This is a genomic window from Bartonella sp. MR90HLJMH (genome assembly GCF_042194115.1).
In the GTDB taxonomy this organism is placed as follows: Bacteria; Pseudomonadota; Alphaproteobacteria; order Rhizobiales; family Rhizobiaceae; genus Bartonella; species Bartonella grahamii.
This window is the reverse complement of the sequence record NZ_JBHIMM010000009.1, coordinates 35,847-58,525: the sequence shown is the minus strand read 5'-3', so window position 1 is coordinate 58,525 and position 22,679 is coordinate 35,847. Positions and strand designations below refer to the sequence as shown.

Below are 22,679 nucleotides of genomic sequence, written 5' to 3'. Positions count from 1 at the left end.
GCCCCCATTAAAGAACGAGAGAAACTGAAGCGTGAAATAATGCGTGATCTTCATCATTTAACAGATAGTGCTTTAGATGCTTTTGAACAAAATAAAGCTAAATTAAAGGATGGTGGTACAGAGGAAAGCTGATTTCTAGCCCTTTATTCTTTCCCAATAAGATCGCCTCCCCATTTAAAATATTACGCCAACAAAGATATAAGCAATCTATTCACTCAAATCTGGATGCTCTCTCCAATCTGGCATACAAAAACTAAAAACAGCAGAAGAAAATATTAAACCGCTTTAATTTTTGTCTCAAACATATAGATTTAAACAACTAACCGCTTCATATCACCACACTTCAAAGGACAGTGCTCTATAAGGCTTATAGGCAATATTCATCACATACTCTCAAAAGACTAATGCATAAAACCTTATATTACCATAGCTCCAAGCAAGCTGTTTTTAAGGCATCACGGGCTGGTCTAAATATTCCCTTGATCGCCTCCCTAAACTAAAAAATGAAGCTCCCTATTAACTCAGTCTGCAAACAATACTCCGTAAATATTCCCCCTTCTCTTAGTCCTCTCCCAACTAGCTTCCCACAGCACGCAGTTCACATCACTACACCTTAAAAGACACTGTTTTAAGAACAGCGTTTTACAGTACAACAGGATAATAATTTAAATACCCAAATGCGCTTAAAACAAGTCTACTCACTAAACGCATTATTTATCCAAATAAACTGATCTACCTAATCATTGTCATCACTTAGAACAGCCAATATTCATCAGATTTGAATCATTCCTCTGTTTCTTTTACGCGTCCAGATAATTGCATAGCTCTAGAAAGATCATTAACTGCATTTAAATGCGTCTGAAGCAATTCACTATTACGCTGTAATTTTTCTTGTAAATCAGACAACAAACTTTCAACTTCATGCTCAATATCTTGATTCATGTAGCGCTTCACATCGCTCATGGATTTATTAAGATCACGCAAACCACGTATTTTACATAAATTTATTTCTTCGTAATCTGGAACACCACTGCTCTCTAGCATATTGCTTTCATAATCAACAACTTGAGCTAATCCTTTAACAGCAGCAACAAATTTTGTCATCGCCCAATCACGATCAATAAGATTATTATCAAGAACTTTTGCTTTTGATGCAAAACTATCATCACCATATTGCACTACAGACATTTTTACTTCCCCTTCAACACTCTTGTTCAATCTTTCAAATGAGGGAGATTAAACAGGTTCTCTTCAATGCTGATACACTCAATAAAGCTCGTGGTGCAAACATCGCTCAAACAACAGCACGACAATCCTTCAAAGCGTATACCACTTCAACTTTCAACGCATTCTCTCAAGTATTTTTCTTGTTTGCTCCAAAACCATCATTACGGCTATACTAATTCACCAAAACGCTATAAACTTAAACCTTACGCAGCAATATCGAAAGTTCTACATTTGCTCTGTCTATTTTGGTCTATTTCGCCTTGCCGATTTTATCTTTGCCTATTTCGTCACCAGCATGCCTTCAACAGAAAACAACAACGCTCTCACGAGAACTTTGTCCATAAAAAGACCACCTGCCGACAAAAACCCACAGCATATCTCGCAGCATATCAAAGACTTAAGCTCATTAAAAATTTCAGCATTTTAACGATAGCAGCATCTTACCCTCCATAACCTTATGGCTTTTTTTGCACCTAAACTTGCATACCTTCCGGCACCCCATAAGATGGCACCCTACAAAATTAGTTGCACCCATTCAAAAAGACACACCCTCCCCCATGCTCCTTCTGCACATATGCAGTACTTCGCATAAAAAACAAAAAGAATGCTCTTTTGAACAGATTAGCCATACAGCAATATTAAAAAAGACATCTTAAAACAGCTAAACAGCTATCAATCTCCCTTTTTTTAATTATCATTCGCTTTTCTTTGCAATGAACGACTATATAAGATTTTTTGAACCTTTTCAAGAGTTTCTTAGCCAATCAATTCGATACGTCTTCAATTGCATATTCACGCGCTTGTTTTAAAGAAACATCTCTTAAGTGTACCCAAGCCTATTTCGCGCCATAACCCATGAATAATATAATGATAAATCCCCCATGACATGTATAAAATCCATTGAGCACTGTCCATCTTTACGCTTAATAAAAGAAGCAAGCCAGCACACCATCACATATTTTGCTAGCCCCTCATGTTGCGATATCCTTGACATTTAAGTGCGGTTCAAAAAGCATGCCTTTCTTGTACAGTTTCGCTCCGCATGGACCCTCCCCACTTGTAACTGCAAAAGACATGGTTTTGGTTGATTAAACCTAGAGCAGATTTGGAATGAAAAAATTTTACGGTATTCAGGACTCTAATTCAAGTTGAATAACGATAGATTATCATTATAAATCAAAATATTATCCAATGCATAATGCTTAACGCTCCCCACATTGATATTTTCAGAATTTCCACAGCATCTTCCTATAGGTTATTTCACTCCATAACACAGTTTGCTCTTAATATCGCGGCTTTACATGTGCTACTGGTATAAAAACATAGAAACAATCATTTTATAATAAAGGTACAATTTTTGTTACGAACTTTCTCTCATTTTCAACCTTCTAAATGCAGCTCTTCTCTTTCATACTCATCACATTTCAAATCTATCCCATGTTGAATAAATTAAATTTACTTGTTTGCACATCACAAACAACGCCCTGATGTGTTGATAAAATACACTGAAAGAAAAATGCCTCTTATGAACCGTCTCAAATGCCAAGGGCCATAGTAAACATTGGAAGCAAGCGTACGATGACAGTGACTTGCTATTTCATAAGTGTAAAGATGGTAGCATTCTATAGATTTTTATATTATTCAAATTTTATATTATTTCACGAGAGCTTTACTGTTATACCATTTACGAGTGTCATCGTAAAATGTTTGTCGTGTGCATTGAGAGATGTTTTCTTACAAGTACATAAATATGCAATACAAATATATTAATATACAACATAAGTATATTTCGTTTGGAACGTTCTGTTCTTTTGTGCAAAACATGCCCATTAGAACAGCATTAACCAATCTTACTATGAGATAAACGATCAGAAAACATTTTTGTCTTCTTCTGTGCACCTTAAAGGACAAAGATCTTAACTCAATCTGCTCTGTACGCAGTCCGAATTTTTGTCAAGCAATCTTCTCTTAACTTCCTACTCATGTGAGTCACTTAAACGAAAGGCTCAATAAATCAACCTACGAATATTCATCGCACACTAAAAAATACTTAAACGTTACAAGAAAACTTATATGCCTTATATTACCGCTATAAATGATAGTGTTTCATAGCATAACAGGATAAAAAAGTTTTCTGCAACACAAAACCTACAAAATCAATTAATATTCTCTTTAAAACTTTCTTTTTTAAGATTTACAGTGCTCTAATTCCTCAAGCCTTTACAAAAAAGGAACGATTTTAAGCTTGCCTAATATATTGTATCAACATATACTACGGTTTGTAACATATTGTTATTCATAAAACCACCTCAAAAAGAACAGAAAGAGGTTTTTATGGCTGATCTCGTAAAAGCCGCAGTGCTTTATTCAACCTTGATTATCACCATGAATGCTTTTGTTGTTATTTTAGTTCTCGTAATAGAAATATACTAAACATACTCTCTTGGCTTTTTGTAATTTGCGCAAACGATCATTTTAATTTTACATAAGATCAAAGCGAAATTTTAACTCTACAGATAAATTACACACCTAATTTCAAACATCGCTTGCAACTATTTAAGTGTTAACTCTGCTTTTTGTATGCATTTTTAACCATCAGTTTCCATCTTTTCACGCTACTTGAATCTCAACTTCATTCCCGCCTTAAAGAACTAAATTTTCTACCAGATCCGATCTGTAAATAATTTGTCTCCTTATTGAGTAAGTTCCTCTTGCTTCTCCCCTTCAGGGCATATCACAATTCTAAAGGAATATTTCAAGAAGCTTATGATAAATCCATTGAACACCATCATCATACACTTGCGAGGGAATAAACCAGCACCATCACATACTTTTCCAGCACCAAATGTTGCAACAACCTTTAATCCTTGAGATAGTTCATAAAAGACATTTTTACTTCTTTCTTCAACAGTTTTTATCCACACGGCTCTCCATGCTTGTAACGTGCAAGTAGATGGTTTTAATTGATTCAACCTAGAACAGATTTTGACGAGATCCTTATTCAACATAAAATAATTAAATTATTTTTATAAATCAAAGTATTATTCAAAAAACAACTCATACATAAAGTTTTGCATGAGCTCCACCACTCAACATAATAATATTACAACACAATTAAAATAAAAAATAACAAGGAAAAACCTTACAAACTCAGAAAAGAGAGGGGGAAAATGAAAAGATATGGAGAGCGCTCAATTCCTCACACATCCAGCAAAACCGTCCTAGCAAAACTGCCTCACGTCTTAACTAATGTTATAATATTCTCAAATCAAAAGCAATTTTTTAAAAATATTTTGAGAAAAACATTTAAGTATAAAACGATAATAATTCCATTCAGAATATTTTTCTCTTTATTAAGACAGAGAAAAGTAAATTCCAAACAAATGTTTCCTCCCAATTTTTCCGAAATTAGCCGCAACACTTAAAGCCGGTCTTAGTGTGATGAAACATTTATTTGTGATGAACGCAGAAAAACACCCCAAAGGTAGATTCAATCTCATGTTTTAAATACATGCGACCAAAACATTAAACAATCAGCACATAGTTTGAAAAATTAGCAATGACACGTAGCAACTCATTCGGATGCAATACTATCACAATTGAAAGCACTTTTTGGCTGGACAAATAGACAGTATAGCATCCGTTTACACAAAGAGTACAGATCGTAAACGGCTAATTCTTGAAGCCATCAAAAGGCTCTCTAAAAGTTAGAGAGAGCCTAAAAAACGTAATAGAATCAACAATTAACCAATTCCTTATTGATAGAATAATTTATTGAATTTTATGTTTTTAATTAATGCCAAACATAAGTTCCATATACGCTTGTCTGGCATGTTGACAATTTTTAGATTTCTTTATAGACGATGGATCCATCTTTTCACACTTTTTTACCCACTCTTCGAGTAATGTTTTATCTTTCTTGAATTCCGCCACGCTGTGATTTTTTTCGCAAGCAGCAAGGACAAGTCCAGTACAAAGCAGCACTGCTGTAATAATGACTTTATTCATGATTTAATTCCCTTCCTTTTTATCTTCAGTTTTTTCTTGGTCATCCTTTCCAGAACCGAAAACTCCCCATTTTTTACGAGTTTCTAATTCAGCTTTTTCTGCGTTTTTACAATTTTGAGAATCAAAACTCCCTGCAATAAAACATTTCTCTAACCACTGATTGAGTAATTTAGGATCTTTCTTAAAATCTGCTACGCTATAGTTTTTCTCGCATCCAGCAACAGCAAGTCCAGCACAAAGCAGCACTATTGTAATAATGGCTTTATTCATAAATAAATTCCCCTTTTTTCAAATTTACAAAGTTTAGGACACAATTTAGGGTTCCATTAAATTTGTACATTCGGTTCATTGGTGCATTTTCAAAAATTTTAAAATCGACTTCTGTACGCAATTTTTTCCAACCTATGATGATAAATCGCGTACAAAGAAAAACACCGCTATCAATATATTTTTATGATTTAATTGTTGTCCTGCTTTTTTTCAGTTTCATTCCCTTTTTTGCCACTTTCACGAAGTTCCTTTGCAAGATTTCTATAATGCTCTTGAAAAAGCTCCATATCGGCTTGTATGACATTTTGACAATTCTTGGTTGCAAAAGCAGAGGTCCCGATTTTATCGCATTTCTTTCCCCATTCTTGCATCAATTTTTTATCTTTCTTAAATTCCTCAACACTGTAGTTTTTTTCGTGAACCAACAGTAACAAGCCCCGTGCAAAGCAACAGCGCTGTTATAATGATCTTGTTCATGATTTAACCCCTCTCTTTGTTTTATATTTTATTAACAATATCTTTGGATTCACATCCCCTCCTATATTGTGACCTTGCGTCTAACTTTCCTTTGCAAATACGCAAACTTGCAACGCAAACATGTTAAATCATGAAAACTGCTTTTATTTATCAGACTTGCATTTGTAGCATTATCTGCACGGCTGCTCTTTGTATTTGAAGTATTTAAACTTCAGCAGTAATTTTGATATCTTGGCATTTTTCAAAAACCACTTCATCATGAGAAGTCGCACAAAATCTTATCAAAAATTCGTAATGCCTATATCCATTGCAAATTCCCTGCAAAAGAAAGAATACACCTTTTAACCAACTGATTGCGCTCTTATCATTTCTTAAACCACCGGAAAAGAAAGAAAACTTTAAGTCCCCCTGCACTTTTTAAATGCCAATAGAAATGCTAAAAAAGCGATCTTATACATTATCAATTGAAGCAAAAAAGCCTATTTCCTTGCGTACCATTACGACTGGCATTAACTATTTAAGACTATAAAATCATATAAATGTAAGAAATACTGTCTATAATATGCTCAATGACTTCTTTTGTTTATTAGGAAAACTTATAGCGCGCCAATATCAGTAAATTTTACTTATTTATATCCCCCCTTTATAAACATGAATATAATTTAATAAAATAAATCGCTGCATAACAGAAAAAAATAATCAACGCTACTCTTAATTACATTATTTACGCATGTATTAAGTGAAATAAACAAAGAAATAACCTGACGTTTAAAATCATTATCAAGAAAATTTTTATGGAAGAATAAACTTATCTATTCATCTAGCGGATAAGATAGCGATATAAGATCACAAGTAGTATGATGATTATCATACTTATAGGGAAAAGTTTGAAACGGAGAATTTTTCGCAAACTCATAGCTCTTTCATGAAATGATACAGAACCTTATGAAAAACAACTTAAATGAAGCAGCCCTCGTGAAAAAAGAAGGGAGATTTTATCATTATTAACTTCGTATAAAAACAAATGATATCATCTCTAGAAAAAGTATTCAAACCAACGAAAACTTATTATCATATATCACTTTTTACACTTTTCCGTATTTTTGTGAAAGCAATTCGCGCACCTCATCGGCTATTTTAGTTCCACGACTTGCACAACTTACCTTAATCAATCGATGCAAACTTTCTGGTATATCAATCGTGAGGCGCTTCATACCTCCACTCATGCTCCCTTTGGGGCTTCCTACCCATGCATCTGCTGTTAAAGGAATTGATTTATTCGTTGGTTTCGTGCCGATTTTAATTTTTTTATTCATCGCGCTAACTCCTTGATTTCCGCTGCAACAGCTTCAATCTCTGCTGTTGCTGGTCCTTGCTTATCAACTTCATAAACCGCCTTCCCCTGTGCTGCTGCTTCTGCAAAAATCACGCGCTGCGCAACGCTAGAAGAAAGAACATGCACGGGGTATATGCCAAGAGCTTCGTTCACATCACGCCCTATCGCTGTATTGACTATTTTACGATTAATAACAAAAGCAGATTCAAGATTTTCTTTATAAATACGTGCTTCGTCAATCAGCTTTACAATTCCATCGGCTGCCCAAATATCATAGGGACTAGGCAAAACAGGTATAAGCACCAAATCCGAAGCCATAAGAGCACTACGAGCAAGATCAGTCACACGTGGAGGACCATCGATAATAATATGATCATAACCATGACCAATCTGTGTAATCTCTTTGTGAACCGTTGCACGTGGTAAACCAATAACCGAAAACAAAGGTGCATCTTCACGCGCTGCAGCCCAATCCAATGCGCTCCCCTGTGGATCAACATCAATAAGCAATACCCGTGCACCGGTACGCGCAAAACTGGCCGCAAGATTAACACTCAACGTAGTTTTTCCTACGCCTCCCTTTTGATTCAAAAGTCCAATGATCATTTATTACGCCTTTCAGCATTATCGTTTTTACGATTATACAGAAAGTAATAAAAGAAGCAAGCATCCAATACGTGCAAAATAACCATTTCTCCTATTTTTAGGATAAAACGACAGCCCGCAATTTTGTCTTTATAATATTCTTTTAGCATAAGAAAAAACATTATGAAGATGATGTTTTTGAGAATAACAAAAATAAATCTAAACAAGAGACACGATCTTCTTCCCCCACCCTAAAACGAAGATTCTTACATCCATGTCGATCTGTGAACAATGCTCTGTAAATGATCCAGCTTCTTATCTCGCGCCTGCCATTTGGGCTTCTCCCTTCATGCAGTCCACTTAATGCAACTCTACAAATAAACTCCACTCTGAATATACAACAAACTATAAGAAGCATTCATTGTTTTGCACGTTGAATGAGAGAGCCGAAATCAGGAAGATTCTCTCATTTCATGCCCTCTGATATTAAATCAATCAAAATCATGTCTCTTGTACGTTACAAGCGGGGCTAGCGTGTGGGTAAAAACTGTACAAGAAAGGATTAAAATACTTCTTATGAACTGTCTCAAGAGCCAAGGACTGTAGTAACATTGGGGACTGAAAAATATAACAATGGTACCAGCCTACTTCTTCATAAGCGTAAAGAGGGTAGTGATCAATGAATTTTATACTCTTATACGCTCGACAGGGTAAAATAGGCTTAAGAGAAATAAGGATACCTCTACCAAACGTGTGAACAAGCAACACAATGGAATGTCTATGCTTGGTAAACATAATAGATTATGCATAAAGACCAAACAGCCGTCTTGCATAAGGTCGAATAACGAACATATTGCGGAGTGAGATATTTTGCATCTTACAGCTCATTTTCCCAAAATAGATCTTCTCGACAAAAAGAATATTTTTGTTAAGATACCATTGAAAAACTTACCTTCACTATGTTCTTTTATATACCAAACTAGGGGGGATCGTGAAAATCGTGCAATTGAGAATAAATAAAGATGAATTTACAACAAATTGAACCTGATATTTTTATCAGCGCCCAAATTAGCATAGAAAATATCAAAACATTGGCACAAGCTGGTTTTAAAACAATTATCTGCAACCGCCCCGATCACGAGGAGCTTCATCAACCTGACTTTTCTAGCATTAAAACGGTCGCAAATGAATATGGCATAAAAGCCTATCACATTCCCATTTCTCCTCCAACTATAGAACAGTCAGCTGTTGAAGCTATGCAAACAATTTTAAAAACCGCCTCTCTGCCTCTTCTCGCTTATTGCCATCACGGAGCACGCTCGCTGCATCTTTATCGTTTAGCGCGTCTTTAAACACAGATTTCATACGCTTCCTCCTCGCCTTAAAAGATAAAGACTCTTAAATACACATCGATCTGTAAAAAATAATCTGTCAATAATCTTTGTCTTGCGCTTTCCACTCAGGCTTCCCACTTCATAAGACTCTACACGCAAACTTTGCTGTTAAATATACAACAAACATGCACACCTGAAGCCATAAAAATGCATGAAAATTCATATGATGATCAAGGAAATCTATTTTCACCTCACCTTTTATCACTGCTTCACCTTCTTTGTCTCTCCCTTTACCAGTACGAGCTCATTCGTACACCATAGACACCTAAAACAACAGTAAAGCCACTAAGAAAACCCCATATTCCGTATAAAAGGCATGCAGAATATTTTATAAAAAATCCGTAAGCCATAATCTATGGTTAATTGCAAAATATTGATTTATAACAATTAATTATTTTGCACGTTGAGTGAGAAACCCTAATACCATAAAATTATCTCATTTTAAGTCTATTTATAGTGAATCAATCAAAAGCGTGTTTCTTGTATGTCACAAGCAGGAAGAGTTCGTATGAAATAAAACGAGTTAAGAAAAATCCCTCTCATAAACATAAACGCTCTCAAATAGCCAAGGCTGTACAACACTGAAGGCTTGTCAATATAACTGATGATACCGGATTGCTCTTTTATTAGACATAAAGATGATAGCGCTCAACGGAGCTTGCAAGATACCATTCATGAGTGCCATCATGAAAATGGATATAGGAAGCGTTGAGAGATATTTCTTTAAAACAGGCGCGTAAATTAGCAACACAAGTATATTCCAGCATTTTATTTTACCTGTAGAACGTGATTATCCTATTCAAAAAACAACAAAGCCTGAAACTGTTATTTTCATGATTTAAGAGATATTGCTCTAGACACTTTTGAAAGTGGCAAAGCCGAATTTAAAAAAGACAGTCATCTGGACTGATTTCCCCCTTTATAACTTCATATTTTTCCCCAATAAGGCTGTAGATTGATTTCAGAGATTATCCAAATGAATATAGGCAATAGGGCTGTCCCCATCTGGTATACAAAAGCTGTAACAGCAGAGAGAGCACTAAAGCGCCTTAATCTTTGTCTCAAACATACTGCTCGCGTTGAGGATTGCTAAAGCAAAAGTTTTATGAGAAAAGCAACAAGACATTATTGGCTTTGCATTTTCATATCCTTACAAGACTGCCTTGCCGTTACATTATAGGCGTTATATTTGTGAAGGACAAAGGAGATATATGGACAGTTCTTTGCTTGAGAATCTGAAAGATTTACGTATTACGACAACCAAATTGTGCCTTTATCAATCAAAAGCATTAAAAATTTTTGAAACAAGTACACCTGCTTTCTCACAATGATTTCTTTTTATCTGCAATCGATCATAGTCTCCTTAATGTAGATTTCCTATCACAATATACGAGAGAAACGAGACTTAAAGCATTTTCCATCAGCTTCATTCTCGTTTACGTGATTGGTTAGCACAAAGCCGCTGCTGACCACCGCTCTACTTCACGAGGCTCAACAAACGAACCTTTTTTTTAATATTCATCATATGATACTAAATATCACATGCGTAAGATTTTACATAAACCCAATCCCATCATAAAAGACGATATGTCATAATAAAACAAATTAGAAAAAAGAGACCATAAACTTTTGAAATAAAAGAGTTATCGATTAAATTTTATCAAACTATAAGCTTAAAATCGCAAAAAATTTTAAAAACAGCCTTTCTCTCTCTTCACGTCTATTATTGCCAAATAGGCTGAGGCTTATTCTTTACTGCATCTTTTATGATGGGTTTTAACGGATCAGAAAGAAACAAGCAGTAAACTTTTGAATGACAACAAAAGCCATAAAATGAACTTTGAAAAAGATAATGCCAAAATCAGATATTCAGATATTCGATTCTCCCTCTCAACAACGGAAACAACATATATTCCACGATGTTTTGGAATATATCTTTGTGATTATAATCACTTTAAGTGCTATTTTTACAGCTCTTTTATCTTTTGCAGATAAGTTTAGGGCATATTTTTAAAAGTAAGCAGCCTATCCAACTTTGATAATGGTTGTGCTATCTTTAAAATTTCTTTTGCTTTTTTTTCATCACGGTGCATTTGCGCAATCAAAGGTTCAAGCCCATCAAATTTTTCTTGTCCTCGCAAAAACTGGAAAAAAGAAACGGTACAGCTTTCCCCATAAAGGTCGTCGTTAAAGTCAAACAAATAGGTTTCCAAAAGTGGCGCACCATCTTTAACAACCGTTGGACGACAACCAAAGCTTGCAACACCATCATACAAAACACCGTTCGCACGACGTAAACGCACCGCATAAACACCATGAGCCAAACGAACTTGGGAAGGCAACATTTGATTGGCGGTAGGAAATCCCAAAAGACGTCCAAGTTTATCGCCTTGAATAATATTGGAGCATACCCGATAGTGATACCCTAACAAATGAGCTGCTTTGTCCACTTTTCCTTGTGAGAGAAGCTGCCGAATAAAACTAGAGGAAATAATCAACTGTTGTGAATCTTGAAGACGCGAAACGCAAGGAACTTGCACAACCTCAAATCCATATTTCTCTCCCCTTTGGCAAAGAAGCTGCACATTTCCACTTTTCTGATGACCAAATTGAAAATTTTCCCCTGTCACCACAACTGAAACATCAAAAGCCTGTTTTAAAATCGATTTGATAAATTCATCCGCTGAAAGCGTGGCAAAGTGCGCATCAAAGGGCTGTTCAATCACACCATTAAAGCCAAGGACTTTAAAAATTTCAGCTTTTTCAGCTGCCTCTGTCAAACGATAGACAGGAGCTGAACGTTGAAAAAAACTTCTTGGATGTGGTTCAAAGGTTAAAACAACTGCTGGTTTCTTTTTTATCTGCGCGAAATCAAGCGCTTTTTGCAACACCATCTGATGTCCGCAATGAACACCATCAAAATTTCCAAGTGCCAACACGGCTCCCCGCCAAGCCGAGGGAAACATGTGAGTCCCCTGAAGACGCAAAAAATTAGCCATTACTGAAGTGCCCACATGATTGCTTGTGGTTTATAACCATGACGTTCAAGAAAAGAATGCAAAGCTTGCTTATCCACCACACCATTTTGCGCATAATCATAATGATGAATCCCCCCCATAATATAAAGGGCATCAAGACCAAAATGAGCCGCCCCCTTAATATCCGTCAAAAGACCATCACCAATAGCTAAAACTTGACTTTTTTCCACAATTCCACGAATGTTTTGAAGTTTTTCAAAGGCACACTCATAAATAGGCGCGTGAGGTTTTCCAGCAATGCGTACTTCCCCCCCTAATTGTTGATAAAGACGCGCCAATGCACCAGCGCACCAAAATTCTTTATTTCCATAATGGACAATCACATCAGGATTAGCACAAATAAAAGGTAAATTCCGCGCCCGCATGCGAAGAAACATCTCCTCATAAGCAGAGGGTTCTTCGTCAAAATCTTCAAGAAAACCGCTGCAGACGACAACAGAAGCCTCCCATTCTTCAACAAATTCACACTCTAACCCTTCAAACAGCACCAAATCACGTTGTGAACCAATAAAAAAAACTTTACGCGGAGCTGTCCGAATGAGATCGCGCGTTACATCCCCTGAAGTGATAATGGCATCATAATAGTCACGATGAACATTCATGCTTTGTAATTGAGCAGCAACATCTTCCCGTAGCCGAGGAGAATTGGTCAATAAAATAACATTTTTTCCCATTTGTCGAATTTTATACAATGCTTTCAACGCTGGTTCAAATGCATGTACACCGTTATGCACAACACCCCACACATCACAAAAAACAGCATCATAATGCGTTATAATAGTCTCAATATGGGTAAGTTCATTCATGGTGCACCTATCTTTATTTATCATTTAAAGCTGTCTTTTATTTCAAAACTACTTACCGAAAGATAATACTTGTGTCATCTGCTTTCTCAAACCATATTCCAACTTTGCATCGCTTATAGCAATCATAAGAAATGACAAAATAAATAAGTTATCGTTAAGTTGTGCAAAATTCTAAAACGCTTTATATCAAAAGCTTATCATTCCACAATGCTCATTTTTCTCATAAAAACTTTAATTCTCACAATAACTGCGTTGATACAGTTTTTTATCTAAAACACGCACATTCTTAAAAACGAACAAAAAAACTCCTTAAAAAAACGCTTCCTTAAGTATAGAATTATTGATTTATAATAATAATTTATTATTCATACATAATGAGAAACCAAAATATCTTTTCTCATTTCAAATCTGTTGATATTGAATCAATCAAAACTTTTCGCTTGCACATTATAAGCAGGATGAGCGTATAAATAAAAACACGTGAAGAGAGAAAAATAGCTCTTATGCTCCCTTTCAAAGGTAAAAACTGTCGTAATATTTTAGACTGACAAAGAGTATGTGCCCTCCAAGCATCTTTTTTTCAGTAAAGATAGAAATATAGCTTTTATCCCATTCATCGAAGCTTTTACGTTATACACTTTACGAAACGCCATTTGTGAAATGGGCGCTAACATTGAGAAATATCTTCTCAAAACAAACATGTGAATATACAACAACCAAATCTATTCTGTTTTGATTTTATTTTGCATGAGGGCTCTTTACTCATAAAAGGTTTCCCCTATCATCATGATATCTCAGACGCATCAAAACAAGCCATTTTGGTTATTGGTTAAGAACAGCACCATAGACGGTGCCTTGACCTTAAAAACCAAGGTTTACCTTTGAAAAAAGCGAATCTGAAAACGTGAGTTTAGTAAGAAAACCTTAAAAATTTGAAAGGCAAACAACCTCCTATTAAAAAAATCTATCCGTCTTAAGAAAAACTATTTTTATTGCCAATCTCCTAAAATTACTTTACTAATTAGAAAATGTATTGGTCGTATACGCAACGACCAATAGGGCCTTGAAAACCCGAAACCCTAGCGTAAAAATAAACCCAGTGTGTGGGTATCCCGGAATTCCGGGAGATTTTGCTATGTCCAGGTGCTCCAAGCACTAAAAGCAAAATGCTGACTAGGGTTCAGTGTTTTCAAGCTCCCGGAATACCAATGCGAGGGCGCTCGCAACCGGAGGGGGCAAATGCAAACTCAAAATCTTAATGTTGATCTTTTTGTAGGCAAAAAAATTCGCTTTAGGCGAAAAATGCTCAAAATGTCTCAAAAAACATTAGGGCATCATTTAGGTGTCACTTTCCAACAAATCCAAAAGTATGAAAAAGGCTTAAATCGCGTGAGCGCAGGACGTTTAAAGGAAATCTCCGATATATTGGATGTCCCTATTGCCTTTTTTTACGCTGATATCATCAAAAAAGAACATACCCCGTACCATCATGATGAAATTGTAGCGAGCAAAGAGGAATATTTGCTTTTAAAAAGTTTTAGAATTCTTACATCTGTCAAACAAAAAGCAATTTTAAAATTAATTTCTGATCAAAATTAAAACCTTTAAAAACATAAGTATAGGGTGCTACACGCTCTGTTCTTGGCTTCCTTCCCACACATCAAAGGATGCAAATCCCTCCTCAAACTGGTTGATACCCAATCCAACTTCTCAAAAACAGCTCCCTCTCGGCTTCACATTTCATATGGTTCCTTTCACAAAATTATACAAGAAAGCCCTCTCTTGAATATTCACTACACTCTCTTATCAAAACACCCCATGCATAAAGTTTTTATGCCTTACACCACACCTCAAGCGATATTGATTTATAAAGAGTATTCATTGTTTTGCATGTTAAATGAGAATCCAGAATAGCGTAAGATCCTTTCATTTCAGACCCGCTCCATGTTGAATCAACCAAAATCATGTCTCTTGCAAGTTACAAGCGGAAAGAGCCCTTGTGGATAAAAAACTATTAAGAAAGGATTAAAAATGCCCCTAATGAACCGTCTCAAGTGCCAAGGGCTGTAGCAACACCCACGAGCTGGCAAATATGCGCCGGCTTACTCCTTTATGAAGCGTAAAGATCGTGGTGCTCAATGGATCTACCATTATACCATTCACGGACACCACCGTGAAATGGGATTGGCTGCCTTAAGAGATGTTTCTATAAGACAATGCTATCCAGTTTTCTCATGATCATAATCCTCAATCTAACAAAGATGAAACAAACAATAGGATTGCAAATATGATTTTGGAAGCTCATCTGAAAGATGAAAAATGATAAAAATCTCCGCTATAAAATTTAAAGAAGCAACTATTCGTTGAACCGTAACTTCTTTATTTTAGAATTTTTATATAACACTTTACTGTTGAGTATGCATAACCGTTAAAACGCATGACCACGATCTATAGAATTAAGCTTTGGCGAGAAAAACATTTCAGTATCTGCTTGTAAAACATTTTGACAATTTTTAGATTCCTTAACAGCTTGTCCTGAAAGAAAACACTTCTTTCCCCATTCTTCCCTTAATTTTGCATCTTTCTTAAAATCCTCTACGCTATAAGTTTTTTCACACCCCACAGCGAATAATAGAGCCATGCATAATAAAATAATTTTTTTCATTTTATCCCTCTTTAAATACCTTATCTGTTAACATCATCCCCCAAATGAGTTTTAAATTTTCATACTGTATGAGAAGACAGCCTTACTATCACTTGCTTTCTTTCAAAGTGAACACTCTGAGTAAAATAATGCAAGAAGAACTCACGACAGCCATCGTATGAGTTTGTCATAAAATATAATGAGAAGAAAAAAGCCCAAACTGAGTAAAAATGACGAAATTAGAAGGCGCACTAATGTTTTTGTCCAACTGATTTCAATAGTGACATTGCGATAGGAACCGCGCCCCGCGCCCTATAGAAAGCCTATGAGCATTATAATACTTAAGTATCACGATCAATAGACTACAAAGCTATTACAAAAAAGTATGAGCTCTTTTCACCTATTTGTATGTTGATTATTGTTTCCCCCATCAAATGCTTAAATAAAAACGTCTTGTGATATATAGAAACAATCAACAATGCAAATCATTTTTACGAAGATTTCTTCGTGTAGCGTCTGTTTGAAATCCATCTTTTCGAAGTCTGAGTTTAGAAGCAGATAATTATGAAAGCTTTTCAAGGAATTAAACAGATTGATCACTTTTAAAGAAGTAAAAAAACGTGATCCAATCTTGAAGACAAAATTCTAATGAAAAAAACTTTTGCTATGAATTCTTTTAAGGCACTGTAAAATATTCTATCCGTTATATCAAATGTTACGCCATTTTGGGATCTATTCATTTTTCACTTTTATCAACTCCACTCTAGAAATCCATTTCTTGAGCGTTTTTTATCGTCTCATTTTCTCCTTCAAACACAAATACTCAAAAATGCTTTGCCACTAACAATGACATTTTCCTGCTTTTATAAAACACATAAGTAAAAATAGAGGAGGGATTTTGAGAGCAAACCTCCCTTGAAAAGGGAAGTATTATTCATTTACTTCACAAATACTTCACAAACGGAAATAATCTCACGGTTTATTCAAATTTGCCCTATGGTCTTTTGCCCTATGGTCTGGTGCAATTTTATTGATAAAGTTTCCTTTATACAAATTTAAATAAATATGTTCGTTAAAGCCAATCACGGATTTTCAAAGGGGTTGTAAGATCCATTATCTCGCCGCCATTTTAAAGGTTCAGTGAAATCACTTGACCAAAGACCAATCTTGTTGTTGCGTGCTTTTTCTTCCGCATGATGGTACTGGGTTGGAATAGGATCTTTCCCCTCTTTTGAGAGTACCAACATACCTTCTGTAAGACCTGCCTCAGCTAAATCAACCCCTTGAACAAAACATTGCGCATAATAAACACCATTGTGCATCAAAGCCTGTTTACAGGATAAATCCTGCCCAAGTGTTTTGGTGACAAGCCAAGCCGTTGTAACCGCACCACAGGGCCATTCTTGATCATTTAATCGTGCTTTTTGGCGTGGTGCACATGTGTCTACACCATAAAGATGAATATCACGGGTGATATATGAGCGCCAAGATTGTGCAGCAGGCGTCAGCAATTTAAATGTAACCCCACTTGTAACAGAGGCCTTACCATGAAAAACAACAGTATTATTTGCAACATCGTTTGATGAAACACTCTTCTGCAAATCGAGAGCTAGTTCATTTTTTTCTAATTGCTGTTTGGTGATAGATTTAACCAAATTTTCTTCTTCTCGGTTTTCTTCTTCTCGATAAAGATTGAGAATATCTTGTATATCTTGCATCCCAAATGTTTTAAAAATGCTGAAATCTATTTTATCTTTATATTGGCTTAATCCCCACACTATGGAACCCATAATGTAAATAATAACAATCAATTTAAATAGCATTTCTTAACACGCTCACTCAAAAAATTCATTGTTTTTCTATCCTTTCATATTATATATCACCAATACCCTTGTTTTTAAAGAAAAAATCCAGATATTTGTGTTGCATATTAACTACATTTTGTAAAGAATAATATTCCTTCTTGCATTGTTTTAATATTATTGTCTTTACCAATGAATACAACTTAAAATTGCCATTTTTATGTAACACAATCTCAATTTGAAAAGACTTCTGTCTCTTTAAGAAAAAGAGTTTGAGAGTGAACAGATCCACTATCAAGGCTTTTAAAACAAACAAACGAGAAGAATTAACTGTCATCAAATAACAGCATTTTTCAGTTTTTAGAGGCAATAGAATGTCGACATATGAACAAATATTATTTGTTAAAGAGAGGTAAAATGACAGATAATAGATCCCAGAACATCATTTTTATCGTTATCATGACCATGCTGCTTTTTACAGCATTGCTTGTATCAGATCCTTCTTATGCTGCTCCTGCTGCTGATGGGAGTGGTTTCGCAAAACTTGAAGGTGTTTTAGGTAGCATTGTCACAATGATGACGGGTCCAACGGCAAAGCTTATTGCAATTATATGTGTTGCTGCTGTGGGTATTGGCTGGATGTACGGCTTTATTGATTTACGCAAAGCAGCTTACTGTGTTCTTGGTATTGCTATTGTTTTTGGTGCCCCTACTCTTGTCGGTAAATTAGCGAGCACGGCATAAATGAACGAAGACACTCTTTTCCTTGCCTGTACACGACCGTCCATGTTTGCCGGTGTCACAATGGAAGCGATGGCGCTCAATGTCATGGCGACGTCCGTTCTTTTTATTTTAACGAGTGGTTTTACCGTGATTGGTTTTGGTATTGGGATGCACTTTATTTTGCGTGAAGTGACAAAACATGATCACAACCAATTTCGCGTATTATTTGCTTGGCTCAATACCCGAGGAAAACAAAAAAACCTCAACCGATGGGGAGGAGGTTCTACCTCCCCCTTACGCCTTATCCGCACTTATAAGGAACTAAGCTGAAGGAGCCAAACCGGTGAAACAGATGTCAATAATGAAACGGGAAACTTTGCCTGAAGAATATATTCCCTATATACGCTATATCAACCAACATGTCGTTGCTTTAAATTCGCGCTGTTTAATGGTTGTGATGGCTGTTGAGGGCGTAAATTTTGACACTGCGGATATTGATCAATTAAATTCTTTACACAACCAATTAAACACCCTTTTAAAAAATATTGCAGATGAACGGGTTGCTTTATATTCTCACATCATCCGCCGCCGTGAAACGATCTACCCAGAAGGTCATTTTCTTTCATCTTTTGCAACAACATTAGATGAAAAATATAAAAAGAAAATGGTTTCGCAAGAACTATATAGAAATGATCTGTTTATTTCACTGCTTTGGAATCCCGCAGTAGATAAAACAGAACAACTGGTTTCATTTTTTCAGCGCTTAAGTAAAGCGAAGAAAACACAATCTGAACCCGATGAGGAAGCTGTTCGTAAACTCGAAGAGTTAAGTCAAGACCTTATGCAAGGTTTAGAAGAGTATGAAGTCCGTCTGCTATCAATCTATGAACATGAAGGTATTTTATTTTCTGAACAAAGTGAATTTCTCCACCAGCTGGTGGGGGGAAGACGTGAGCGTATTCCTCTCACATTTGGAACTATTGCTTCAACGATTTACTCGGATCGTGTTATTTTTGGGAAAGAAATTATCGAAATTCGCCATGAAAGTAATGAACGCTTTGCTGGCATGTTTGGATGGAAAGAATACCCTTCTAAAACACGCCCTGGTATGACTGATGGTTTGCTTACGGTACCATTTGAATTCATTTTAACACAATCCTTTGTCTTTAAAAGTAAGGCGGCCGCCAGTGCGATTATGAGCCGCAAGCAAAATCAAATGATCAATGCAGCTGACCGTGCTAGTTCACAAATTGATGCACTCGATGAAGCGCTAGATGATTTAGAATCAAACCGTTTTGTTTTGGGCGAGCATCACATTTCTTTAGCTGTTTTTGCTGATCATCCCAAAATATTGACTGAAAACTTATCAAAAGCACGAGCCCATTTAACCAATGGGGGAGCCGTAATTGCCAGAGAAGATTTAGGATTGGAAGCAGCATGGTGGGCACAGCTTCCTGGAAACTTTAGCTATCGTGCGCGTTCAGGCGCTATTACCAGCAGAAATTTTGCCGCTTTATCGCCCTTCCATTCTTTCCCTGTTGGCAAACTAAACGATAATGTTTGGGGAGCTGCTGTCGCATTGCTAAAAACACAGGCAGGTTCACCTTACTATTTTAATTTTCATTATGGCGATCTTGGAAATACGTTTGTTTGTGGTCCATCGGGATCTGGTAAAACAGTGATTGTTAATTTTCTTCTTGCACAATTACAAAAACACAATCCAACAATGGTTTTTTTTGACAAAGATCAAGGAGCAGAGATTTTTGTACGAGCTGGAGGAGGAAAATATAAACCTCTAAAAAATGGGCAGCCCACAGGGATTTCTCCCTTAAAGGGCATGGAATACACTGAAAAAAATAAAATCTTTCTTCGTAATTGGATCTTAAAGCTGGTAAGCGCTGAAGGGCAAATCGTAACAGAAGAAGAGCGACAAGATATCGCCAAAGCCATCGATTCTTTAGAAAACTTACCCCCAACACAACGCTCTCTTGGTGCACTTCAACTGTTTTTTGACAACACATCAAAAGAAGGTATCGCCATACGACTACAACGCTGGATTAGAGGCAATGATTTAGGGTGGGTTTTTGATAATGATCAAGATGATCTCAATTTAAATGCACAGTTCATTGGATATGACATGACCGATTTCTTAGACAATGAAGAAATTCGGCGCCCCTTAATGATGTATCTCTTTCACCGCATTCTTGATTTGATTGATGGGCGGCGCATCATTATTGTCGTTGATGAATTCTGGAAAGCTTTGGAAGATGATTCATTCAAAGCTTTTGCGCAAGATCGGCTAAAAACAATCCGTAAACAAAATGGCATGATGCTCTTTGCAACACAAAGCCCTAAAGATGCTTTGAACTCAACAATCGCACACACAATTATTGAGCAATGCCCCACCCAAATATTTTTTCCAAATCAAAAAGCAAATTACAATGATTATGTCGAAGCTTTCAAACTTACTGAGCGTGAATTTGAACTGATACAGTCAGAATTAAGCAGAGAATCCCGCCGTTTTCTCGTCAAACAAGGACAAAGTTCCGTCGTTGCAGAACTTAACTTACGTGGAATGAATGATGAGATCGCCGTTTTAAGCGGCACAACAAAAAACATTGAACTCATGAATGAAATTATCAACGAATATGGAGCAGACCCTGACAAATGGCTGCCCATATTTTATCAAAGGAGAAAAAATCAATGAAAAAATATGGCTTAGTTACACTGTTATCTTTTTCTTTTATTTCTCATGCAATATCACAAACGACACCCGATGCGGATGAATATTATAAACAAGCACTCGAGAATACACAAAAATTAGATGCTGCAAAATCAGAAACAGCTGAAAGCATATATAAAACTGCAACTGAAACTGCAAAAAAAATTAAAGCAATAAGTCATCAACTTGAACAACTTAAGTCACAAACAGATACAACAGCAACAGAAGCTGTAAAAAAACCTAGCCTTGAAGAGTTGCAGAAGCTTCAAGCTCTTCAACAAGAGCTTCAAGTAAAACTTTCTCTTCTTCAAGCCGATCTTCAAGTGGCTTCTTTAAAACTTCAGTCTCTTGATATGATTCAAGCAAGAGATACGAAAACAAAAGACGAAATGCGTGAAGAAATGGAACAACAAAAGCATAAATACCTTGAGGCACAATTAAAAGAAAAAGAAAAACAATTAAAAGAAAAACTTGGAAGTACGAATACAAATGTCAGACTTTAGTTTTTCTCCATTTGAAAGCGTTTCTGGGTATATTTTAACCCCTCTCGATAATGTGATGGACACAACGGTGAGAGGGTTATCTTCTGCTATTTCAGCACCCTTAAATCTCGCCGCAATCATTTTTATCTTTCTTTATGGCTATAATGTTATGACAGGTCGCGTTGCGCTTTCCATGCATAGTCTTCTCAATAATGTTGTTAAAATCGTTGTTGTGACAACAATGGCAACGAATGCGGATACATTTAATACTTATGTCAAGGATATTTTCTTCAATGATTTATCCAACGCTATTGGGAATGCACTTAACAGCAATCCTGCAAGCTCCAATGTTTTTGATTATATTTTGTTAAAGGCAAATGCTCGCTATCAAGAAGTTTTATACAATGCTTGGTTTTTTGAAAAGATCATTGTGGGGCTTCTTGGTTCTATCATGCTTTTAGCCGTTATTCTTTTTTGTATAGGTGGTTTTATTGTGCAAATGTTTGCACAAGTTGCTCTCGTAATGATTATAGGTCTTGGGCCTCTATTCATTAGTTTGTATTTGTTCAACGCAACGCGAAAATACACCGATGCATGGATTACAACTTTGATCAATTTTACCATTTTACAGGTTCTCGTGATCATGCTTGGAACAATTATATGTCAAGTTATTCTACAGGTTCTCAAAGTTTCATATGAATCAATCTATGTTCTTTTCCCCCCTGTCCTCGTCATTTCGATCATAGGGGTTATTATCTTCCGTGCGCTTCCCGGTATTGCAACAGCGCTGGCCTCTGGTGGACCATACTTTAACACTGGTGTCTCTTCAGGGGGACAGGTTTTCACAATGCTTGCCAATGGTGCAAGAACGAGTGCTAATACAGTAAAAAATGCTGCTTTACAAATCTCAGGTGCTGCCGGTAACGCTACTAAAGGTGTGGCAAGCGCGGCAGCAAAAGCAGGAAGATCTGGAGGTGGTCGTGGTCGGTTTTAAGATAAAGCACCTCTTTAAAAGAATAAGCATTTTTGTTTTTGCCTTGCGTGCGCCCTTTGGCGCACGCGCCATGATCCTGTTTCAGGTAAGATCTAACATCTTAGATCTTACAACAAAACCAATCACATAGACTTTTAAAAGTGTCCAGAATAAAGGCTCTCATGCATTGTA

General features: G+C 36.2%; 20 protein-coding genes and 2 pseudogenes. 10 read left to right on the top strand and 12 right to left on the bottom strand.

The window, feature by feature from the left end; genetic code table 11:
- Nucleotides 1-783 precede the first annotated feature (783 nt).
- A complete protein-coding gene (locus ACFIJ9_RS07145) occupies nt 784-1,188 on the bottom strand; it encodes a flagellar protein FlgN (protein ID WP_273788300.1) in 405 nt (134 codons plus the stop codon).
- A 2,732-nt stretch (nt 1,189-3,920) separates the two neighbouring features.
- Nucleotides 3,921-4,151, bottom strand: a complete 231-nt coding sequence (locus tag ACFIJ9_RS07140; protein ID WP_143711778.1) for a hypothetical protein — start codon at nt 4,149-4,151, stop codon at nt 3,921-3,923.
- Nucleotides 4,152-4,579: 428 nt separating this feature from the next.
- On the opposite strand from ACFIJ9_RS07140, the pseudogene ACFIJ9_RS07135 reads away from it, so the two are divergent.
- Nucleotides 4,580-4,938, top strand: a pseudogene (locus tag ACFIJ9_RS07135) (integrase); the annotation flags it as partial.
- A gap of 78 nt (nt 4,939-5,016) precedes the next feature.
- Here ACFIJ9_RS07135 and ACFIJ9_RS07130 read toward each other — a convergent pair.
- The 5 genes from ACFIJ9_RS07130 to parA all read right to left on the bottom strand — a co-directional run bounded on the left by ACFIJ9_RS07130 (nt 5,017) and on the right by parA (nt 7,924).
- Entirely contained in the window at nt 5,017-5,235 is a 219-nt protein-coding gene (locus ACFIJ9_RS07130) for an EexN family lipoprotein (RefSeq protein WP_375636402.1), read from the bottom strand.
- Between the two features lie 3 nt (nt 5,236-5,238).
- A complete protein-coding gene (locus tag ACFIJ9_RS07125) occupies nt 5,239-5,505 on the bottom strand; it encodes an EexN family lipoprotein (protein WP_375636400.1) in 267 nt (88 codons plus the stop codon).
- Between the two features lie 188 nt (nt 5,506-5,693).
- Entirely contained in the window at nt 5,694-5,930 is a 237-nt protein-coding gene (locus tag ACFIJ9_RS07120; RefSeq protein WP_375636398.1) for an EexN family lipoprotein, read from the bottom strand.
- A 1,137-nt stretch (nt 5,931-7,067) separates the two neighbouring features.
- Entirely contained in the window at nt 7,068-7,298 is a 231-nt protein-coding gene (locus ACFIJ9_RS07115; RefSeq protein WP_015856697.1) for a plasmid partition protein ParG, read from the bottom strand.
- Nucleotides 7,295-7,924, bottom strand: a complete 630-nt coding sequence (gene parA / locus ACFIJ9_RS07110; protein WP_375636396.1) for a ParA family partition ATPase — start codon at nt 7,922-7,924, stop codon at nt 7,295-7,297. Before parA ends, ACFIJ9_RS07115 begins: the two co-directional genes overlap by 4 nt.
- A gap of 1,001 nt (nt 7,925-8,925) precedes the next feature.
- On the opposite strand from parA, the gene ACFIJ9_RS07105 reads away from it, so the two are divergent.
- Nucleotides 8,926-9,255, top strand: coding sequence for a TIGR01244 family sulfur transferase (locus ACFIJ9_RS07105; protein WP_375636395.1), 330 nt, complete (start codon nt 8,926-8,928; stop codon nt 9,253-9,255).
- A 159-nt stretch (nt 9,256-9,414) separates the two neighbouring features.
- Nucleotides 9,415-9,642: pseudogene (locus ACFIJ9_RS07100) on the top strand (D-alanyl-D-alanine carboxypeptidase); the annotation flags it as partial.
- A gap of 281 nt (nt 9,643-9,923) precedes the next feature.
- Here ACFIJ9_RS07100 and ACFIJ9_RS07095 read toward each other — a convergent pair.
- The 3 genes from ACFIJ9_RS07095 to ACFIJ9_RS07085 all read right to left on the bottom strand — a co-directional run bounded on the left by ACFIJ9_RS07095 (nt 9,924) and on the right by ACFIJ9_RS07085 (nt 13,141).
- On the bottom strand, nt 9,924-10,064 hold the full coding sequence (locus tag ACFIJ9_RS07095; protein WP_375636393.1) for a hypothetical protein: 141 nt from the start codon (nt 10,062-10,064) through the stop codon (nt 9,924-9,926).
- A gap of 1,230 nt (nt 10,065-11,294) precedes the next feature.
- Nucleotides 11,295-12,296 (bottom strand): bifunctional riboflavin kinase/FAD synthetase, encoded by a 1,002-nt coding sequence (locus ACFIJ9_RS07090; RefSeq protein WP_375636391.1) that lies wholly within the window; start codon nt 12,294-12,296, stop codon nt 11,295-11,297.
- Nucleotides 12,296-13,141: a TIGR01459 family HAD-type hydrolase gene (locus ACFIJ9_RS07085; RefSeq protein ID WP_375636389.1), complete on the bottom strand. Its 846-nt coding sequence runs from the start codon at nt 13,139-13,141 to the stop codon at nt 12,296-12,298. The genes ACFIJ9_RS07090 and ACFIJ9_RS07085 overlap by 1 nt, the downstream gene beginning before the upstream one ends.
- 1,239 nt (nt 13,142-14,380) lie before the next feature.
- Between ACFIJ9_RS07085 and ACFIJ9_RS07080 the strand changes: the two genes are divergently transcribed.
- Together ACFIJ9_RS07080 and ACFIJ9_RS07075 are read left to right on the top strand one after the other, a co-directional pair.
- Nucleotides 14,381-14,740, top strand: coding sequence for a helix-turn-helix domain-containing protein (locus ACFIJ9_RS07080; protein ID WP_375636387.1), 360 nt, complete (start codon nt 14,381-14,383; stop codon nt 14,738-14,740).
- Nucleotides 14,741-15,253: 513 nt separating this feature from the next.
- The gene (locus ACFIJ9_RS07075; RefSeq protein ID WP_375636385.1) at nt 15,254-15,379 is read left to right on the top strand and encodes a hypothetical protein; all 126 of its coding nucleotides are present in this window, start codon (nt 15,254-15,256) and stop codon (nt 15,377-15,379) included.
- Nucleotides 15,380-15,569: 190 nt separating this feature from the next.
- Here ACFIJ9_RS07075 and ACFIJ9_RS07070 read toward each other — a convergent pair whose 3' ends face one another.
- Nucleotides 15,570-15,806 (bottom strand): EexN family lipoprotein, encoded by a 237-nt coding sequence (locus tag ACFIJ9_RS07070; RefSeq protein ID WP_375636384.1) that lies wholly within the window; start codon nt 15,804-15,806, stop codon nt 15,570-15,572.
- Between the two features lie 1,061 nt (nt 15,807-16,867).
- Nucleotides 16,868-17,608: a hypothetical protein gene (locus ACFIJ9_RS07065; RefSeq protein ID WP_375636382.1), complete on the bottom strand. Its 741-nt coding sequence runs from the start codon at nt 17,606-17,608 to the stop codon at nt 16,868-16,870.
- 396 nt (nt 17,609-18,004) lie between these two features.
- Here ACFIJ9_RS07065 and ACFIJ9_RS07060 point away from each other — a divergent pair, with 396 nt between their 5' ends.
- From ACFIJ9_RS07060 to ACFIJ9_RS07040, 5 genes are read left to right on the top strand one after another with little or no spacing between them, the layout of a single operon-like run.
- Nucleotides 18,005-18,331, top strand: coding sequence for a TrbC/VirB2 family protein (locus tag ACFIJ9_RS07060; RefSeq protein WP_375636380.1), 327 nt, complete (start codon nt 18,005-18,007; stop codon nt 18,329-18,331).
- Entirely contained in the window at nt 18,332-18,640 is a 309-nt protein-coding gene (locus tag ACFIJ9_RS07055) for a type IV secretion system protein VirB3 (RefSeq protein WP_273788309.1), read from the top strand.
- 22 nt (nt 18,641-18,662) lie between these two features.
- The gene (locus ACFIJ9_RS07050; protein ID WP_375636421.1) at nt 18,663-21,017 is read left to right on the top strand and encodes a VirB4 family type IV secretion/conjugal transfer ATPase; all 2,355 of its coding nucleotides are present in this window, start codon (nt 18,663-18,665) and stop codon (nt 21,015-21,017) included.
- The gene (locus tag ACFIJ9_RS07045; protein WP_375636378.1) at nt 21,014-21,535 is read left to right on the top strand and encodes a type IV secretion system protein VirB5; all 522 of its coding nucleotides are present in this window, start codon (nt 21,014-21,016) and stop codon (nt 21,533-21,535) included. Before ACFIJ9_RS07050 ends, ACFIJ9_RS07045 begins: the two co-directional genes overlap by 4 nt.
- Nucleotides 21,522-22,508 (top strand): type IV secretion system protein, encoded by a 987-nt coding sequence (locus ACFIJ9_RS07040; protein ID WP_375636376.1) that lies wholly within the window; start codon nt 21,522-21,524, stop codon nt 22,506-22,508. The genes ACFIJ9_RS07045 and ACFIJ9_RS07040 overlap by 14 nt, the downstream gene beginning before the upstream one ends.
- Nucleotides 22,509-22,679 lie beyond the last annotated feature (171 nt).

Bases quoted from the DNA above. Each gene is read 5' to 3' on its own strand.
- ACFIJ9_RS07055 (WP_273788309.1), top strand. From the start codon at position 18,332: ATGAACGAAGACACTCTTTTCCTTGCCTGTACACGACCGTCCATGTTT.
- ACFIJ9_RS07105 (WP_375636395.1), top strand. From the start codon at position 8,926: ATGAATTTACAACAAATTGAACCTGATATTTTTATCAGCGCCCAAATT.
- ACFIJ9_RS07040 (WP_375636376.1), top strand. From the start codon at position 21,522: ATGTCAGACTTTAGTTTTTCTCCATTTGAAAGCGTTTCTGGGTATATT.
- ACFIJ9_RS07060 (WP_375636380.1), top strand. From the start codon at position 18,005: ATGACAGATAATAGATCCCAGAACATCATTTTTATCGTTATCATGACC.
- parA (WP_375636396.1), bottom strand. From the start codon at position 7,924: ATGATCATTGGACTTTTGAATCAAAAGGGAGGCGTAGGAAAAACTACG.
- ACFIJ9_RS07050 (WP_375636421.1), top strand. From the start codon at position 18,663: ATGTCAATAATGAAACGGGAAACTTTGCCTGAAGAATATATTCCCTAT.
- ACFIJ9_RS07075 (WP_375636385.1), top strand. From the start codon at position 15,254: ATGAAGCGTAAAGATCGTGGTGCTCAATGGATCTACCATTATACCATT.
- ACFIJ9_RS07145 (WP_273788300.1), bottom strand. From the start codon at position 1,188: ATGTCTGTAGTGCAATATGGTGATGATAGTTTTGCATCAAAAGCAAAA.
- ACFIJ9_RS07070 (WP_375636384.1), bottom strand. From the start codon at position 15,806: ATGAAAAAAATTATTTTATTATGCATGGCTCTATTATTCGCTGTGGGG.
- ACFIJ9_RS07045 (WP_375636378.1), top strand. From the start codon at position 21,014: ATGAAAAAATATGGCTTAGTTACACTGTTATCTTTTTCTTTTATTTCT.
- ACFIJ9_RS07090 (WP_375636391.1), bottom strand. From the start codon at position 12,296: ATGGCTAATTTTTTGCGTCTTCAGGGGACTCACATGTTTCCCTCGGCT.
- ACFIJ9_RS07095 (WP_375636393.1), bottom strand. From the start codon at position 10,064: ATGCTGGAATATACTTGTGTTGCTAATTTACGCGCCTGTTTTAAAGAA.
- ACFIJ9_RS07080 (WP_375636387.1), top strand. From the start codon at position 14,381: ATGCAAACTCAAAATCTTAATGTTGATCTTTTTGTAGGCAAAAAAATT.
- ACFIJ9_RS07130 (WP_375636402.1), bottom strand. From the start codon at position 5,235: ATGAATAAAGTCATTATTACAGCAGTGCTGCTTTGTACTGGACTTGTC.
- ACFIJ9_RS07065 (WP_375636382.1), bottom strand. From the start codon at position 17,608: ATGCTATTTAAATTGATTGTTATTATTTACATTATGGGTTCCATAGTG.
- ACFIJ9_RS07085 (WP_375636389.1), bottom strand. From the start codon at position 13,141: ATGAATGAACTTACCCATATTGAGACTATTATAACGCATTATGATGCT.
- ACFIJ9_RS07125 (WP_375636400.1), bottom strand. From the start codon at position 5,505: ATGAATAAAGCCATTATTACAATAGTGCTGCTTTGTGCTGGACTTGCT.
- ACFIJ9_RS07115 (WP_015856697.1), bottom strand. From the start codon at position 7,298: ATGAATAAAAAAATTAAAATCGGCACGAAACCAACGAATAAATCAATT.